General features: G+C 73.4%; 16 protein-coding genes. 4 read left to right on the forward strand and 12 right to left on the reverse strand.

What is annotated here, in order from left to right:
• Positions 1 to 6: 6 nt before the first annotated feature.
• A complete protein-coding gene (locus HCC30_RS19750; protein ID WP_169443919.1) occupies positions 7 to 681 on the forward strand; it encodes a DNA alkylation repair protein in 675 nt (224 codons plus the stop codon).
• A gap of 63 nt (positions 682 to 744) precedes the next feature.
• Here the strand turns inward: HCC30_RS19750 and HCC30_RS19755 are convergent, their stop codons facing one another.
• Positions 745 to 1821 carry a metallophosphoesterase gene (locus tag HCC30_RS19755; protein ID WP_169443920.1) on the reverse strand — a complete coding sequence of 359 codons (1077 nt, stop codon included), beginning with the start codon at positions 1819 to 1821 and terminating at the stop codon, positions 745 to 747.
• 221 nt (positions 1822 to 2042) lie between these two features.
• On the opposite strand from HCC30_RS19755, the gene HCC30_RS19760 reads away from it, so the two are divergent.
• Positions 2043 to 3101 carry an alkene reductase gene (locus HCC30_RS19760; RefSeq protein WP_169443921.1) on the forward strand — a complete coding sequence of 353 codons (1059 nt, stop codon included), beginning with the start codon at positions 2043 to 2045 and terminating at the stop codon, positions 3099 to 3101.
• Between the two features lie 48 nt (positions 3102 to 3149).
• Here the strand turns inward: HCC30_RS19760 and HCC30_RS19765 are convergent, their stop codons facing one another.
• The gene (locus HCC30_RS19765; protein ID WP_169443922.1) at positions 3150 to 3713 is read right to left on the reverse strand and encodes a GNAT family N-acetyltransferase; all 564 of its coding nucleotides are present in this window, start codon (positions 3711 to 3713) and stop codon (positions 3150 to 3152) included.
• A 39-nt stretch (positions 3714 to 3752) separates the two neighbouring features.
• Between HCC30_RS19765 and HCC30_RS19770 the strand changes: the two genes are divergently transcribed.
• Positions 3753 to 4418 (forward strand): hemerythrin domain-containing protein, encoded by a 666-nt coding sequence (locus HCC30_RS19770; RefSeq protein ID WP_169443923.1) that lies wholly within the window; start codon positions 3753 to 3755, stop codon positions 4416 to 4418.
• Between the two features lie 72 nt (positions 4419 to 4490).
• Entirely contained in the window at positions 4491 to 5450 is a 960-nt protein-coding gene (locus tag HCC30_RS19775; protein ID WP_169443924.1) for an SDR family oxidoreductase, read from the forward strand.
• Here HCC30_RS19775 and HCC30_RS19780 read toward each other — a convergent pair.
• The 10 genes from HCC30_RS19780 to HCC30_RS29040 form a co-directional block, all read right to left on the reverse strand.
• On the reverse strand, positions 5441 to 6478 hold the full coding sequence (locus tag HCC30_RS19780) for a WYL domain-containing protein (RefSeq protein ID WP_169443925.1): 1038 nt from the start codon (positions 6476 to 6478) through the stop codon (positions 5441 to 5443). The genes HCC30_RS19775 and HCC30_RS19780 overlap by 10 nt on opposite strands.
• A gap of 62 nt (positions 6479 to 6540) precedes the next feature.
• Complete coding sequence (locus HCC30_RS19785) at positions 6541 to 7317, reverse strand: SDR family NAD(P)-dependent oxidoreductase (RefSeq protein WP_169443926.1); 777 nt, start codon at positions 7315 to 7317, stop codon at positions 6541 to 6543.
• 91 nt (positions 7318 to 7408) lie between these two features.
• Positions 7409 to 8761 (reverse strand): zinc ribbon domain-containing protein, encoded by a 1353-nt coding sequence (locus HCC30_RS19790; protein ID WP_240979725.1) that lies wholly within the window; start codon positions 8759 to 8761, stop codon positions 7409 to 7411.
• Positions 8758 to 9315, reverse strand: coding sequence for a phage tail protein (locus HCC30_RS19795; protein ID WP_169443927.1), 558 nt, complete (start codon positions 9313 to 9315; stop codon positions 8758 to 8760). Before HCC30_RS19795 ends, HCC30_RS19790 begins: the two co-directional genes overlap by 4 nt.
• Positions 9312 to 11270 (reverse strand): putative baseplate assembly protein, encoded by a 1959-nt coding sequence (locus HCC30_RS19800; RefSeq protein WP_169443928.1) that lies wholly within the window; start codon positions 11268 to 11270, stop codon positions 9312 to 9314. The genes HCC30_RS19795 and HCC30_RS19800 overlap by 4 nt, the downstream gene beginning before the upstream one ends.
• A complete protein-coding gene (locus HCC30_RS19805; protein ID WP_169443929.1) occupies positions 11270 to 11740 on the reverse strand; it encodes a GPW/gp25 family protein in 471 nt (156 codons plus the stop codon). Before HCC30_RS19805 ends, HCC30_RS19800 begins: the two co-directional genes overlap by 1 nt.
• A 40-nt stretch (positions 11741 to 11780) precedes the next feature.
• Positions 11781 to 13709, reverse strand: coding sequence for a VgrG-related protein (locus HCC30_RS19810; protein WP_169443930.1), 1929 nt, complete (start codon positions 13707 to 13709; stop codon positions 11781 to 11783).
• Entirely contained in the window at positions 13706 to 14449 is a 744-nt protein-coding gene (locus tag HCC30_RS19815) for a LysM peptidoglycan-binding domain-containing protein (protein WP_169443931.1), read from the reverse strand. The genes HCC30_RS19810 and HCC30_RS19815 overlap by 4 nt, the downstream gene beginning before the upstream one ends.
• 55 nt (positions 14450 to 14504) lie before the next feature.
• Positions 14505 to 14930 (reverse strand): phage tail protein, encoded by a 426-nt coding sequence (locus tag HCC30_RS19820; RefSeq protein ID WP_169443932.1) that lies wholly within the window; start codon positions 14928 to 14930, stop codon positions 14505 to 14507.
• 35 nt (positions 14931 to 14965) lie between these two features.
• Complete coding sequence (locus tag HCC30_RS29040) at positions 14966 to 15088, reverse strand: hypothetical protein (RefSeq protein WP_277348010.1); 123 nt, start codon at positions 15086 to 15088, stop codon at positions 14966 to 14968.
• Positions 15089 to 15785 lie beyond the last annotated feature (697 nt).

Genomic DNA, 15785 nt, shown 5'->3' on the forward strand with positions numbered 1-15785 from the left:
GCCGACGTGGCCGGGAAGACGGTGGCCGAGGTGACGGCCGAGCTGGCGGAGCTGGAGGACCCGAAGGTCCGCGCCGTGAACGCGCGGCACGGGGACGACCACGGGGTGAAGCTCGGCGAACTGCGCGCGCTCGCCAGGCGGTTGAAGACCCAGCAGGACCTCGCGCGGCAGCTGTGGGCCACGGGCGATTCCGCCGCGCGGCTGCTGGCGCTGCTGATCTGCCGCCCGAAGGCGTTCACGCGGGACGAGCTGGACGCGATGCTGCGCGAGGCGGGCACGCCGAAGGTGCACGACTGGCTGCTGAGCCAGGTGGTGCGGAAGAGCCCGCACGCCGAGGAGCTGCGGCTCGCCTGGACGGCGGACCCGGACCTGGTGGTCGCGAGCGCCGGCTGGGAACTGACGGCGGAACGCGTGGCGAAGCGGCCCGAGGGGCTCGACCTCGCGGGCCTGCTCGACGTCGTCGAGGCGGAGATGAAGGAGGCGCCCGATCGCCTGCAGTGGTCCATGAACCACTGCCTGGCCCGGATCGGGATCGAACACCCGGAGCACCGCGCCCGCGCACTCGCCATCGGCGAGCGCCTGGGGGTACTCAAGGACTACCCGACGTCCCCCGGCTGCACGTCCCCGTACGCGCCCGTCTGGATCACCGAACTGGTCCGCCGCAGGGACGACACCACGTAGCCCGCCGGGGCCCGAACTCCCCCGTGGGCGCCGCCCGTCGGGCCGGGGCGGCGCCGGGAGGGGTCAGTCGGTGAGGCTGTCCGTGCGGACGTGACGGTAGGCGTGCGTGTACGCGGAGGTGTCCGCGTCGACGGTGTACGCGTCCGTGACGACCCGGCCCGCGTCGATCGAGAGCATCATGAAGCCGAGCGTGTCGTACGCCTCCCAGAACGCCTTGTTCTCCGGGGTGGCGGACTTGCCCTTCTTCTTCCCGGCGGCGCCGCAGACGATCTGCTGGGTGCCCCGGTACTCGTCGGCGGTGTCCAGGATCTGGAGGGTGTGGTCGTGCCCGGCGAGCAGGAACTCGGCCTTCCCGCAGACCACTTCCTCGTACAGCTTCTTGACGTGTTTGCCGCTCATGTAGTCGCCGCAGCTGATGCCCTCGTAGTTGCCCGCGTTGCCGTGCGTGCCGTTGTTGCGCAGTGGGTGGTGGGCGAAGACGAACTTCCAGCGGGCGCGGGAGGCGGCCAGCGACTCCGCCAGCCAGTCCCGCTGCCGGCGCGCGAACGGTCCGTCCCAGTGGTACTCGGGGTCGGTCTGGAGGACGTACGAGGACAGCGGCGTGGTGTCGATGCCGAAGAACTCGACGACGGGGTCCTTCTGCGGTATCGCCACGGAGTAGTACCTGGAGGGCATGTACCAGCGGGCCGAGTGCTGGTGGTACTCCACCTCGTGGTCGCCCCGGGTGGGACGGCCGCCGCTGCCGGGGAAGATGCCGCTGGTGTCGTGGTTGCCGAGGACCATCAGCCAGGGGACGTCGATGCCCTCGTTCGGCGCCTCGAACTTCGAGATGAACTCGTCGTCCATCACGTCTTCCGGGCCGTTCTCGTAGATGTTGTCGCCCAGGCCGACGGCGAGGTCGACGCCCCGGTCCCGGCACAGCTTCCGCGCGGCGGCCGCGACCGCGTACTGCTCCCGCGTGCCCGTGCCCGCGTCGCCCGTGAGCAGTACCTTCAGCTCCGGCTTGTCGGGTACCGGGAACTTGGTCACGCCGTTCTCGGCCGCCACCGCCTGCCCTCCGAACGCGCCGAAGGCGGCCGCCGTACCCACGCCGCCGACGCCCGCCAGCATCGCGCGCCTGCTGATTCCCTGATCCCGCATCCCCTGAACCCTGACCCTTCGTCGTCGCTCGTCGCACAGATGATCCCGTCAAGGTAAACGCAGTCGGGCCGTACCGATACGCCTCGGTAACTTCGACGAGGAATCCGTCCCACCCCGGCCGGAATCCGCCCCCTCAGATCTGACTGCCCGTAGGTGGAATACCGGACCGTGGCGATTGTTGAACTGCCTGAAAGATGTACGCAGTACAGCAAGGAGTTGGCATGTCGCCGCTGTCCCAGCCGCTCAATCTCGGGGCCCTGACCCTGCCGAACCGCGCCGTGATGGCGCCGCTGACCCGGTCCCGCGCGAGTGAGGGCCGGGTGCCGAACGCGCTGATGGCCGAGTACTACGGGCAGCGCTCCGGGGCGGGCCTGATCATCAGCGAGGCCACCTCCGTCTCCCCGATGGCCATCGGGTACCCGAACACGCCGGGCATCTGGAACGACGAGCAGACCGAGGCGTGGAAGCAGGTCACCGAGACGGTGCACGCCAAGGGCGGCCGGATCTTCCTGCAGCTGTGGCACGTCGGCCGCATCTCCGACCCGGTGTACCTGGGCGGCGAACTGCCGCTCGCGCCCAGCGCGGTGGCCGCCGAGGGGCACGTGCGGCTGCTGCGTCCGAAGCGCCAGCACCCGGTGCCGCGCGCACTGGAGACGGAGGAGATAGCGGGCGTGGTCGAGGAGTTCCGGCGCGGCGCCGAGAACGCCAAGCGCGCCGGGTTCGACGGCGTCGAGCTGCACGCCGCGAACGGGTACCTCATCGACTCGTTCCTCCAGGACGCCTCCAACCACCGCACCGACGAGTACGGCGGCACCGTCGAGAACCGCGCCCGGTTCCTGCTGGAGATCACGGACGCGGTGGCGTCCGTGTGGGGCGGGGAGCGGGTCGGCGTGCACCTGGCGCCGCGCGGTGACCAGCACAGCATGGGCGACAGCGACCCCAAGTCGCTGTTCCTGCACGTCGCCGAGGAGCTCGGCAGGCGTGACGTGGCGTTCCTCTGCCTCCGGGAGTACGAGGGGGAGGACAGCCTGCTCCCGCACATCAAGGAGGCGTTCGGCGGCCCGGTCATCGCCAACGAGGAGATGACGCCGGAGTCCGCGCGCCGGCTTGTCTCCGAGGGTGTCGCCGACGCCGTCGCCTGGGGCGAGGACTACATCGCCACGCCGGACCTGGCCGAGCGTCTCGCCTCGGGCACGCCGTTCAACACCCGTAACCCCGAGACCTATTACGCGGAGGGCGCGCTCGGGTACACCGACTACCCGTTCGCGGACGCGCGCTGATCCCCCGCCCGCCCGGCCCCGCGCGGCCGGGCGGGCGCCCGTCCCTGCTCAGGGGCAGGGCCTGCTCATGAAGAGTGCCTGCTCGCCCTCGGATCCGGTGCCGAGGTAGAGGCTGGTGTCCAGCCCGCAGAAGGCGAAGCCCATCCGCCGGTAGGCGCGGATCGCGGGGGCGTTGACGCTGGAGACCTCCAGCCAGAGATGCCCCGCCTCCCGCTCCCGCCCGAACTCCACCGCACGGTCCAGCAGCGCCCGGCCCACGCCCCGGCCCCGGTGCTCCGGCGCCACCTCGATGTCCTCGACGGTCACCCGCCGGTTCCACGCCGCGTACGTCAGGGAGATGAACCCGGCGACGCGTCCCTCCTCCGGGTCGAGGGCGACGAACACGGCGGTGTCCCCGTCGTCGTCCCCCTCCCCCTCCCCCGGCTCCTCCTCCGGGAAGACCTTGGTCAGGGGCGGGTCCACCGGGACCTCCGTGAGGGTGAATCCCGCGTCCGTGGCCTCCACCCGGAAGACGGTTCCGGTAGTGAAGGAACTGTCTACGGCCTCGATGGACTTCTCGTCCTCGGGGCCCGCGGTGCGCAACTCGTATGCCGGGTAACGGGTGTTCGCCATGATCACAGGTTACGGAACGCCAGGACACAGGGGGACAGCATGACGGAGCAGCACCCGCGGCCCGCGGACAGCAGGGACATGTTCGCGGTCCACACCATGTTCCGGCGCGAGTTCGGCGCGCTGCCCGCGCTGATCCGCGGTGTGGCGGCGGACGACCGGGCGCGCGCCCGGACCGTCGCCGAGCACGTCGACCTGGTGGTCGGCCTGCTGCACGTGCACCACCGCAGCGAGGACGAGCACTGCTGGCCCAAGCTGGCGAGCCGGGGCCCGGAGGACGTGGCGCCCCTGGTCGACCTGATGCGCTCCCAGCACCGGACGGTCGACGCGGCGCTGACCGAGACGGAGCAGCGCACCGCCCGCTGGCGGAGCACGGCGACGGCGGCGGACCGCGAGGCGCTGGCCGGCACCGTCGACGGGCTGCTGCCGCCGCTCGGCGAGCATCTCGCCGCCGAGGAGGCGCAGTTGCTCCCGCTCATCGACCGGCACCTGACCGCCGGGGAGTGGGCCGAGGTCGGCAGCAAGGCCCTGGGCACCATGCCGCGCGGAAGCTTGCCCGTGCTGTTCGGGATGCTCTTGCAGGAGGCCACGGACGAGGAGCGCGCCCTCCTCCGGGAAGCCGCCGGCGCCCCCGTCTTCGCGGTGATGTCCCGGCTCGGCCCGGTCGCCGCGCGGCGCTACCGGCGCAGGGTGTTCGCCTCGGGGTGAGATTCCGCGGCCGGTTCGGGTGCCGGAAAAAGGGTGACGCAGGTTGTCACCCTTGGCGTGCACCGTGGTGGTATGGACAAGGAACAGCACGCTCAGCACCCCGGTCAGGCAGGCCCGCTCGCCGGGCGGATCGCTCTCGTCGCCGGGGCCACGCGCGGGGCCGGACGGGCGCTGGCCGTCGAGCTCGGCCGCGCCGGCGCCACCGTGTACGTCACCGGGCGTACGACCCGCGCAGGAGTCAGCGAGGTCGGACGGAGCACGGAAACCATCGAGGAGACCGCGGAGTTGGTCACGGCGGCGGGCGGCGTCGGCGTCGCCGTCCCCACGGACCATCTCCAGGAGGATCAGGTACGCGGTCTCGTGGAGCGGATCGACCGCGAGCAGGGACGGCTCGACATTCTCGTCAACGACCTGTGGGGCGGCGAGCACCTGCTCGTGGACTCGGTCTTCGGCAAGAAGAGCTGGGAGACGCCGCTCGCCGACGGGCTGCGCATCCTGGAGCTCGGGGTCCGCTCGCACGTGATCACCGCGGCGCTCGCGCTCCCGCTGCTGATCCGCTCCGAGGGTCCGCTGCACATCGAAGTCACCGACGGTACGGCGGAGTTCAACCGTCGCTACCGCGAGAACCTCTACTACGACCTCGCCAAGAACGCCCCGATCCGGATCGCCTTCGGGCTGAGCCAGGAACTGGCGGAGTACGGGGGCACCGCCGTCGCCGTCACCCCGGGCTTCCTGCGCTCGGAGCAGATGCTCGCCCACTTCGGCGTACGGGAGGAGAACTGGCGCGACGCCGTCGCACAGGAACCGGCCTTCGCCCTCGCCGAGTCGCCGCACTACCTCGCCCGCGCGGTCGCCGCGCTGGCCGCCGACCCGGACCGGGCCGGCCGGTGGGCCGGCAGGTCGACCTCCAGCGCGGAGCTGGCGCAGGTCTACGGCGTGCGGGACGTGGACGGCAGCCGGCCGGACTTCTGGAGGTACTACGAGGAGGTCGTCGTCGGCGGAAAGGACTACGCGGCGGAGGACTACCGCTGATCGTCCGCCGGCTCCGTCCCGTACAGGGCGGTGAGGGCCCTCGCGTGCTCGCGGAAGCGGGTACGCAGGGCCGGCGGGGCCAGCACTTCCACGTCCGCGCCCAGCCGGGACAGCTGATCGAAGGCGACGTCCTCCGACTCCACCGGAAGTCGCAGGGTGACGCGCCCGTCGGCGTCCGGCGCGGGTACGTGGGCCAGTGCCTCGTCGGCGCCGGCCCGGTCCGTCACCGCGGGCAGCCGGCGGAGTCCGCGTGCGGTGAGCCGTACGGTCACGGCCGTGCGCAGCAGGGCCCGGGCGAAGTCCGCGGCGGTCTCCTCCCAGTACGCGGCCAGGTCGAAGGACGGGTCCCGGGTGAAGGGCCCGTCGGCGCCGGGTGCCGGGTCGAGGGCCGTGACGCGGTCCACGCGGTAGGTGCGCCAGGCCGGGTCCCCGGCTGCCCGCCGCTCCGGGACGCGGCCGACGACGTACCAGACGCCCGCCTTCAGGACGAGGCCGTGCGGATCCAGCAGCCGGGTCACGGCGCGGGGCGGCGTGCCGTCCCGGGGCGGCCGCGCGTAGGTCAGCTCGACGGTACGGTCCGCCCACACCGCGCGGGCCAGTTCGGGCAGCAGCTCGGGGGCCGTCGGTTCGCGGAACCAGCCGGGGGCGTCGAGGTGGAAGCGGCGTACCGAGGACTCCGCCACCGCGCGCAGGGACGGCAGGAGCGTGGCCGACAGCTTCAGCCGGGCGGTGCTCGCCGCGTCCGACAGCCCGAGGTCGCGGAGGGCCGTGGGCAGTCCCGAGAGGTAGAGCGTCTCGGCCTCGGTGGGGTGCAGCGTCGTCAGCCGGGTCCGGTAGCCCGGGGCCAGGTGGTAGCCGCCCGTCCGGCCGAGCTCGGAGCGGACCGGGACGCCGGCCTCCTGCAGCGCCTGCGCGTCCCGGATCACGGTCCGCTCCGAGACCTCCAGCTCACGGGCGAGGGCGGTGGCGGTCAGGCCGGGGTTCGACTGGACCAGGAGGGCCATCCGGATGAGGCGGGCAGCACGCATCCCCCGATCATCGCGGGTCCGGGGGCGTCTGCGCACCGCGGGCGCCCCCGGGGCCCGGTGGGTCACCAGGGCATGGCCACGCCGCCGTTGGGGCGGAGGATCTGGCCGGTGGTGAACGCGGAGGCGTCGGTGGCGAAGTGCAGGACGGCCTGGGCGATCTCCTCCGGTTCGCCGACCCGGCCGAGCGGGGACGTCCGGGCCATCGCGGCTTCGGTCTGCCGCTGCTCGTCGGCGCTGTTCCGCTCGGTCATGGGCGTGCGGATCCAGCCGGGGGCGACGCAGTTGACGCGGATGCCGTGCGCGCCGGCCTCGGTGGCGAGGGTGCGGGTGAGCTGGACGACGGCGGCCTTGGCCGCGCTGTAGCAGAGCAGGCCGGGGGCGGCCGCGTCGACGGCGCCGGAGGCCATGGTGACGATGCTGCCCCGGGTGCCCGTCCCGATCATGCTGCGCGCGGCGGCCTGGCACGTGCGCAGCACGCCCTTGAAGTTGACGTCCAGCACCCGGTCCAGGTCCGCCTCCTCGGTCTCCAGGACGGTGCTGCGGTGCATGATCCCGGCGACGGCGGCGGCGATGTGCAGCGCGCCCCCGGTGCGGGCGGCCGCCTCGACGGCGTCCCGTACGGCCGCCGGGTCGGTCACGTCGGTGGTGCGCGGGTGGGCCGTGCCGCCGTCCGCCGTGACGAGCGCGGCCGTCTCCTCGACGCCCTCGGCGTCCCGGTCCACGCAGTGCACGGCGGCACCGGCCCGGGCGAGCAGCTGCGCGGTGGCCCGTCCGATGCCGCCGGCCGCGCCGGTGACCAGGGCGGTGCGGCCGGTGAGGTCGTACGCCGGAAGTGTCATGCCGGACGACGCTACGGAGACACCTGACGCCCCGTCAATTGTCGTGCATGGGCACCGTGGTCGTACGGGGAGGAGCACCGGCCGTCCGCTCCTATGAACTGCTGCCGCTCGACGGCCCGAAGAACTCGACCTCGGCTATCGCCAGTTGCTTGTTGTCGGTAGCACCGTAGGAGGAGCGCACGGTGAGCCGTACCGCGCTGGCGGAGCCGACCTGGAAGGAGCGGAGCTGGCCGCCCGCCGCCTGGTCGAGGGTGAGCCGGTGGGTCTCCTTCTTGCCGTCGGCCTTGGTGACGGTCGCCTCCACCTCCTGCGGCAGGGCCGACTTGGACAGTTCGTCGGCCTTGGCCGAGGTGCCGGGCGTGATGATGACGTCGAGCAGCCTCGGGGGCCGGTCGAAGTGCGCCTCGACCCACTCCCCCTCGGCCGACTTGGTCACGCCCGGGCCCCACCAGGTGTCGTTGCGCTTGTCGAAGAGGAGCTGCGGATCGTGCCCCGAGTAGGAGCGCGAGGCCGCGACCGAATTCGGCTGGACCGGCGCCCGCTTGGCGAAGTGGTCGCGCACCGCGTGATACGCGGCGGGGGCGTTGAGCACCGCGACCGCCACCAGCGCCAGGACGAGGACGCCGACCACCCAGTTCAGCACCCGGCCGAAGCCCCGGCGCAGCCGCGGCCGGTCGCCCGCCCACGGCGTCTCCCGTCCGTCGCGTCCGAAGAGGCGGCGCCACCAGGGCAGCGGGGCCTCGGGCGGGGCCTCCTCGCGGCGGGTCATCGGCATCGCGCAGCGGCCGCAGAAGTGCCGGTCGGGCCGGTTGGGAGTGGCGCACCAGGGGCAGGGCGTCCCGCCGCGCTCCCCCGACTCCCCTGCCGGGGCGCGGACTTGGGGCCGGTCCGCGTCCGGGCGGCCCGGCAGCACGGGGGCCACGGACGGCTGCGGCGCCTGCGGCGGGTCGGGCTCCTCGACAGGCACCAGCAGGGAGCGGGCCCGGGCCGCCGTGTCGTCCGGGTGCGCGGGCGGGGCCTGCCGCGGGGGTGCTTGCGGGGCCCGGTCCGCGGGCGGGGCCGGCTCCGGGGGCTGGGAGCCCGGCGCGTCGAGGGGTCCGGCCGGTGGCCCGAGGGGCGCTCCGGCGGCGTCCCCCGGTCCGGCTTCGGGCGGGACCGGCGGCGTCCCGGGACGGCCCGGCTCACCGTCCGGCTCCGGGTTTCCGGCGGGCCCGGACGGTTCCGGGGGCCCGGCGGCCCCGCCCGGTGTCCGCTGCGGCCCCTCCGCCTCGGCGAGTTCGGCGATGCCGGCCGTGCCGGCGCTCGTCCAGCCGAGCACCGCGCCGCAGGAGTCGCAGAAGGACTGGCCGGGCTCCGCCCGTACGCCGCACTCGGGGCAGTTCAGGGCGCCGCCGGGTCCGGACGGGCCCCTCCCGGGCCCGGTGCCGGAGGTCTGGCTGCTCATCGTTCGGTGCTCCCTTCTGCGGCGGTCACCTGGACCGTGTACGGCATGTGGGCCGGGCGGGCGGCGGCCACGAGGGTGTCGAGACGGTGCTCGTCCGCCGGGGTCGGGTCGGGAAGGCGCAGGGCGACGTGCAGGCCGGGGCGGCGTTCGCCCGGGATCGCGCCGCGCGGCCGCACGCTCCAGGCGGCGGCCCCGCTCTCGGTGATCTCGGGTGCCACGCCGAAGGCGAGCCGTACCGTCTCGGACAGGCCGCGGCGGGTGCCGCGGATGCGGTGCAGATGGGCGGCGGCCGCGACGGCCGCGCGCAGCCGCTGCTCGGGCTCGGTGCCGTCGGTCTCGGCGCCGACCCAGCCGCCGAGCCAGCGGGTGAAGTCCTGCGGGGCGAGGGCGGGTGTGAAGTAGGAGTCCAGGCAGTCCAGGACGTTGAGCAGGGGCGCGACGGTCTCGTCGAGCCCGGCCACGAACTGCTGCGCGAGACGGTCGTCGGCGAAGATCGCGGGCAGCATCAGGCCGAGCGGCGAGGAGGATCCCAGGCCGTCGACGGGCCCCCTCACGCGCCGTCCCCGATCACGCGGACCCGGTGGTCGTAGGAGAAGACCAGGGCCGGGGGTTCGAGGTCGATGCGGTCGGTGGGGTCGCCGCGTTTGCCGGTCAGCGGGTCGGCGGGGTGCAGCCGTACCTGGTCGACGAGTTCGACGCCGGGGACGCGCTGGAGCACGGCGTGCAGCTCGCCCGCCTGCACCCGGCGCCCGAACGGCCAGCCGGTGCCCTCCGCGCCGCCGGTCAGCGCGTCGAGATGGCGGTAGAGCGCGTCGTGCGCCCGGCGCCGTACCCGGTCGGTGTCGACGCCGGGGAAGGCGTGCACGGTGGCGACGACGGTGACGCCCTGGTAGTACGGCGGGCCGACCGCGACCCGGGTGCCGATGAGCCGCCGCTCGTCCAGGTGCCGGGTGATGCGCTTCAACAGGGCCTCGCCGGGGACGAGTTGCTCGAAGCGGAGCCGCCCGCCGGGGTCGGGCACCGCCTGCGGCACCACCAGCACCCGGACCGCGTAGGCCCCGTGCTCGTTCTCCTCGCCCTCCAGGCAGGTGATGCGGGCCGTCTCCGGTGCGGCGCGGCGGGCGAGTTCCTCGTAGTCGCGGAGGGTGACGGCGCGTTCCTGGGCGCGCAGGGTGACCGGGGCGCGGGTCTTGGCCTCCTCGACGGTCTCGCCGTCGACCCCGCCGCGCGCCGCCTCCCGGTTGACGACCTCGGAGACGTACGGGACGGAGTCCCGCAGCACCTGCACGGCGCCGCGGGCGACGTTGCCGGCGCGGCCGCCGCCGATCCGGTAGCGGCGGGCGCGGAGCACGGCGCCCTTGGCCGGGAGCGCCCCGAACTGCCGCAGCGAGCCGTCGGGTTCGCGGACGGACGGGCCGAAGGCGATCTCGCCGGTGGCCGCGTCCAGGGTGATGTGCCGGTCGCCGGGGCCCGAGGCGGCGAAGTGCGGGACGACCTGCCAGTCCTGCCAGCCCTCGCCCTCGGAACTCTGGAGCAGCACCGGCGGGTCGTCGCCGACGACGGGCGCGTGCGCGAGCCGGAGCCGCTGGCCCGGCAGCCCGGTGGCCTCGCCCAGCGGCTCGTCCCGTACGGGCTCGGCGTGCACGGCCCGGGTGGTGCCGCCGAGCGTGCACGCCTCGGCGGACCGTACGGTCGGCGACGCGGTGTAGAACGGCTGCCCGGAGCGGGGTTCGGTGACGCGGCAGCGGACCCAGCCCGCCTGCTGTCCGCCGGTGCGGGAGAGGGCGTGGCCGCCGGGGACGTGCAGGATCACCTCGCCGGGACGGTTGAGTCCTCCGGTGCCGTCCCGGTCGACCTCGCAGGCGGCCCAGCCGTCCTCCGTCCACGCCTCCCAGACCAGCGGCGGCTGGCGCGGGTCGACGCCGACGCCGTCGACGCGGCTGTCGAGTTCCAGCGCGATCGCGCAGTGCGGGACGGCGGCGCTCAGCCCGAACAGCAGGCAGTCGCCGGGCCGGGGCGCCTCGGCGAAGCACATCAGGTCCCGGCCCTCGGCCAGGTCGGTGGTCCGGTCGGTGACCGGGCCGTCCTGGTGGTGCACCATCAGGTGCCGCAACTCGCAGGAGACGACGGTGAGTTCACGCTCGGTGGCGAAGACCACCGCCTCCTCGCTCTCCGTGCGCAGGGTGGCGACCTCGGTCCCGACGGGCAGCAGCACCGCCTCCTCCTGCGGCGCGGACAGCCAGAACGTGACGTCGGTGCGGGCGGCCGAGGGCGGGAAGAGGGTGATGCCGATCAGGTCGAGGAAGGCCAGGTGGTTCTTCTCCGGCACCCGGTTGAGCCGGTAGACGATCTGGTCGGCCATGTGCGCGACGGTCTCGACGAGGGTGATGCCGGGGTCGGAGACGTTGTGGTCGGTCCACTCCGGCGCGCGCTGCTGGATGTAGCGCTTGGCGTCGTCGACGAACTGCTGGAAGCGGCGGTCGTCGAGGTTCGGGGAGGGCAGTGCCATCAGTCTTCGCTCTCGCTTTCCACAGAGGTGCCCGCTGGTCCCGCGTTCGTGTCGTCCGCGCCGGTGCCGTCCGGCTCGTCGTGGGAGGGGATGACGTAGAACGGGAACACCAGGCTGCGCGGGTTGTTGGTGCCGCGGATCGCGTAGCGCACGTCGATGTAGAGCACGCTCAGATCGCCGCCCGCGGTCACCTCGACGTCGTTGACCTCGACGCGGGGCTCCCAGCGGTCGAGGGCCGCGTACACCTCGTGCTGGATGCGTCCCGCGGTGGCCTCGTTGACCGGTGCGAAGACCAGGTCGTGGATGGCGCAGCCGAATTCGGGGCGCTGCGGCCGCTCCCCCGGCGCGGTGCCGAGCACGAGGCGGATCGCCTCCTCGATCTCCAGCTCCCCGCTGACCAGGGCGATGCCGCCGGTGGGCCCGATGCGCAGCGGGAACCCCCAGCCGGACCCGACGAACTGTTCGGCCATCAGTGGCCCCCTCCCCTTCTCCCGACGTGCCGCCGCGCCGTCACGGGATCGGATACGGCTTGTTGTTGACCAGGACCACGCCGTTGATCAGGTGGGTGGCCGCGCGCAGGCCCAGGTTGGCGGCGGCCTGGATCTGCACCGTGCCGCCCGCGTTGACCGTGGCGGCGCCTCCGGCGGCGAGGGACGCGGCGGCCGCGGCTCGCAGGCTCAGCGCCCCGGCCGCGTTCACGTTGACGAGGCCGCCGAGCGAGCCGAGGTTCACCGCGCCCTGGCCCTGGAGCGTGAGCGGGCCGCCGCTGCGGATGGTGACGGCCTGTCTGCCCCGCAGGTCGAGCCGGGTTCCGGCGTCCACGGACACCGCGCCGCTGCCCTTGATCCGGACCGCTCCCTTGCTGGTCACGGTGATCTCCGTCTTGGTGCGGTCCAGGTTGACGGTGAGCTTGTCGTCGCCGCTGGCGACGCGTACGCCCTGCTTGCGGCTGCGCGAGCCCTGGCTCAGCAGGTCGACCCGGTTGCCCTGCCGGTCGGAGAGGGTGTGCCGGGCGGCCTTCTTGCGTACGCCGTCGTGCAGCGGGACGTCCTTGACCGGGGTCGGTTTGTCGCGCCCGTTGTAGAGGCCGCCGATGACGAACGGGTGGTCCAGGGCCCCCCGGTCGAAGGCGACGACCACCTCGTCGCCGACGTCGAGCGGGAAGATCCCGCCGCCCGCGGTGCCGCCCAGCTGCACGGTGCGGGTCCAGTCGCTGACGTAGGTGCCGTCGAGCCAGGGGAAGCGGAGCTTCACCCGGCCCTGCTTGAGCGGGTCCTGGACGTCGGTCACCAGGGCGTTGGCCACGCTGGGCAGCTTCGCCGCGCCGCCCCCGTCGCCGCCCGAGGTCAGCCCGTACAGGGAGCGCCACTGCCGGCCGCTGACGGTCACCCAGGTCTGGTAGGGCGCGTCGTCGGCGAAGACGTGCCGGACGGAGGTGGCCGTGTACTTGCCCTCGAAGGGGACGCCCACGTCCCGCAGCGTCACCGGCAGTCCGGGGCGCAGCTGCGGGTTGCCGCGCACGGTGACCTCCAGTTCGGCGAAGGAGGAAGCCACGTCGTCGGCAAGGGAGTTGGTGGCGTTCTTCGCCTCGGCCTGCTTGTCGTACGGCACGCCCGTCTCGACGAGTTTCTGCCCGCGGAACGCCTTGGCGGCCTCGGCCGGCTTCTTGCCGATGGCGACGCCCTGGGTGCTGGTCGCGGTGGCGGTGGCGGTGACCGCCTTCTTGGTGGTGACGTCCCAGCCGCGCGATTCGACCTTGCCGATCTGGTCGGCGGCCGAGATCGCGGCCCGGCAGCGCAGCACGTCCTTGCCCGCGTGCAGCACGAAGGCGCTCTTGTCGCCCTCGGTGCTGGTCGGCGGTGCCTTGGCGGCCGGGTCGGGGGTGACGAAGCAGAACCTGCCGCGCGCGTCGAGGGACATCACGCGTTCGTTCTCGTCGGCCAGGCGGGAGAGGAAGTCCCAGTCGGAGACGTTGGCCTGGCTGATGAACTCGTACACCGTCTTCGTCGGCGTGATCCTGCCCAGCGGGATGCCGCTCTGCCGGGCCAGCTTCCGCGCGATGTCCGAGGCGGTCTGGTTGCGGTACGCGGCGACGCGGCGCTGCCGCATCAGCCGGTGGCCCTTGTCGTAGCCGCGGATGACGGTGAACGTGCCGGTCCCGTCGTACTCGCTCTCCATTCCGGTGACCTCGCCGGTGAGCAGCGGCGTCTGCGCGCCCCGCCCGTCCGCGACCGGCGAGACGACCACCTTGGTGCCGAACCTGACCTTCTGCTCGCCCAGCAGCCGCCCGTGCGGGTCGCGGAAGGTGAGCTGGAACGCGCCCGGCACGCCGGCGCCCAGGTCGACCCATGCCTCGACGAGGTCGTCGGCGACCTTGTCGGGCAGCTTGGCGCCGCCCAGCTTCACGTGCACGACGTTGGAGAAGGACGCCTTGGTCATCGCAGCTCCCCCACTTCCTCGGCGGCCGGCAGGACGAGTTCCGCTCCGGTGGGCAGCCGCGCGGGGTCGTCGATGCCGTTGGCCTCCGCGATGGCCCGCCACACGGCGGCGTCCCCGTACTCCCGCCAGGCCAGCGACTGCAACGAGTCGCCCGCGACGAGCCGGTGCACGCGGGCCGCGTTCAGCGCGCCGGACGTCGGGTTCTGTCCCTTGGCCTTGGCCGGGATCTCGTTCAGCCGCACCTGGCAGGTGGCCCGGATCGGCACCCCCGTCGTGCCGAACAGCGAGTAGGTCACGTCGACGGAGGAGACGTACGCGGTGAACCGGGCCGTCTTGAACGAGCCCCACTGGAAGACCACCCAGGGCGTCGACGGCTGCTTCGCGGCGATGCTCTTGCGGGTCACCTCGCAGCAGGAGAAGAGGGACTCCACCTTCTTCATGACGCCGTTGCCGCTCGGCCGGTCCGAGGAGTCCAGGAAGATCTCCACCGTCATCTCGCGCGGCTCGGGACCCATGAACTCCGGTACGGCGCCGTCCCGTACGGCCGCGGTCGGGGTGGTCTTCCACTGGGCGCGCCGGCTCAGCGCGAGCTGCGACGGGTTGAAGTCGAACGCGAAGTTCCGGATCAGCGCGCCCGGGGTGGTGCTCTGCCCGATCGGCGGCTCGTGAATCGCCAACGAGGCCCGGACCAGGCTCTTGCCCGCCCCGCCCCTGGAGCCTCTGCCGCCCCTGCCTGCCATGAGTCCCGCTCCTTCGCTGGTGTGATGCCGTGTTCCCGGTTCTTCGATTCCTGGTTCAGTCCGTGAAGCCGTGGTGCGTGATCTCCAGAACCTCCGTGGCCACGCCCGGACTCGACGGGTCGAGCCGGGGGCCCTGCCAGCTGACCGGCAGCACGTCGATCAGGCCCCAGCGGGCCACCTCGGTGCCGTCCGCGCGCAGTGCGGCGATCTGCGCGGTGGGCCGGGTGACCCCCGTGGTGACGGAGGAGATCCAGGCCGCCACCTTGGTCGTGTCCGGGGTCAGCGGCCGGGTCAGCCGGATCGTGGAGAAGGTCACCCGCGACGGCAGCTGCCACACGAACCCGTTGTTGCCGCCCTCCTGGCGCTGCTCGATCTCCACCGAGGAGGACAGCCCCTCGCACCCGTTGAAGTAGCCCAGGCTCGCGCCGTCGATGGTCAGGGTGAAGAAGACGGTGGAGGCCGGGTCGGGATCGCTGGGCATCGCGTACGCCTTTCTGGAGTCGGGAGCGGGGACGGTCAGTGCCGCGGGTCGCGCAGTTGTCCGGTGCGCTCCCGGTCGAGCCGCAGTTCGGTCCGCAGCTTCCGCGTGATCCGCCCGATCAGCCGCTGCGCCAGCTCGTCCAGCTGGAACTCACTCAACCGCCGCGGATCGAACTCGCCCTGGGGGACGGGGGTGTAGGGGGGTGGGGAGGTCGGGGGCGCTTCGGCTTGGGTGGGTGGGGGGTTGGGGGGTGTGTGGTTCGGGGGCGTGGTGTCCGGGGGTGGGGGCTCGTCGGTCGGGGGCGGAGGTGCCTGGGTGGGGTGGGGGCGTCGGGGGCGGGTGTTGCGGCGGCGGGGCTGGATGGGGAGAGGGCGTGGGGTGGTGGGGTGAACGGGGTTGAGGGTGGAGGGAGTTGGGGGGTGGGGCTGGGTTTCGGGTGAGGTTGGGGTCGGGGCCTTGAATCCGGGTGGGATCGGTCCGGGGTGGAGTGGCGTCGGGGGCGTGGGTACGGAGCGGGGCGGGGTTGCGGGTGGGGGTCCGGGGGGAGTTGGGGTCGCGGGCGAGGGGCCAGTGCGGGACGGCGTTGCGGGCGAGGTTCCGGAGCGGGGCGGCGTCGCGGACGGGGCTCCGGGGTGCGTTGGCGTCGCGGACGAAGTGCCAGTACGGGACGGCGTCACGCCCGAGGTTCCGGAGCGGGGCGGCGTCGCGGACGGGGCTCCGGGGGGAGTTGGCGTCGCGGACGAAGTGCCAGTACGGGGCGGCGTCACGCCCGAGGTTCCGGTACGGGGCGGCGTCACGCCCGAGGCTCCGGGGTGCGTTGGCCTCGCGGGCGAAGTGCCAGTACGGGGCGGCGTC

It is taken from the genome of Streptomyces sp. HNM0574 (assembly GCF_012726235.1).
Classification (GTDB): Bacteria; Actinomycetota; Actinomycetes; order Streptomycetales; family Streptomycetaceae; genus Streptomyces.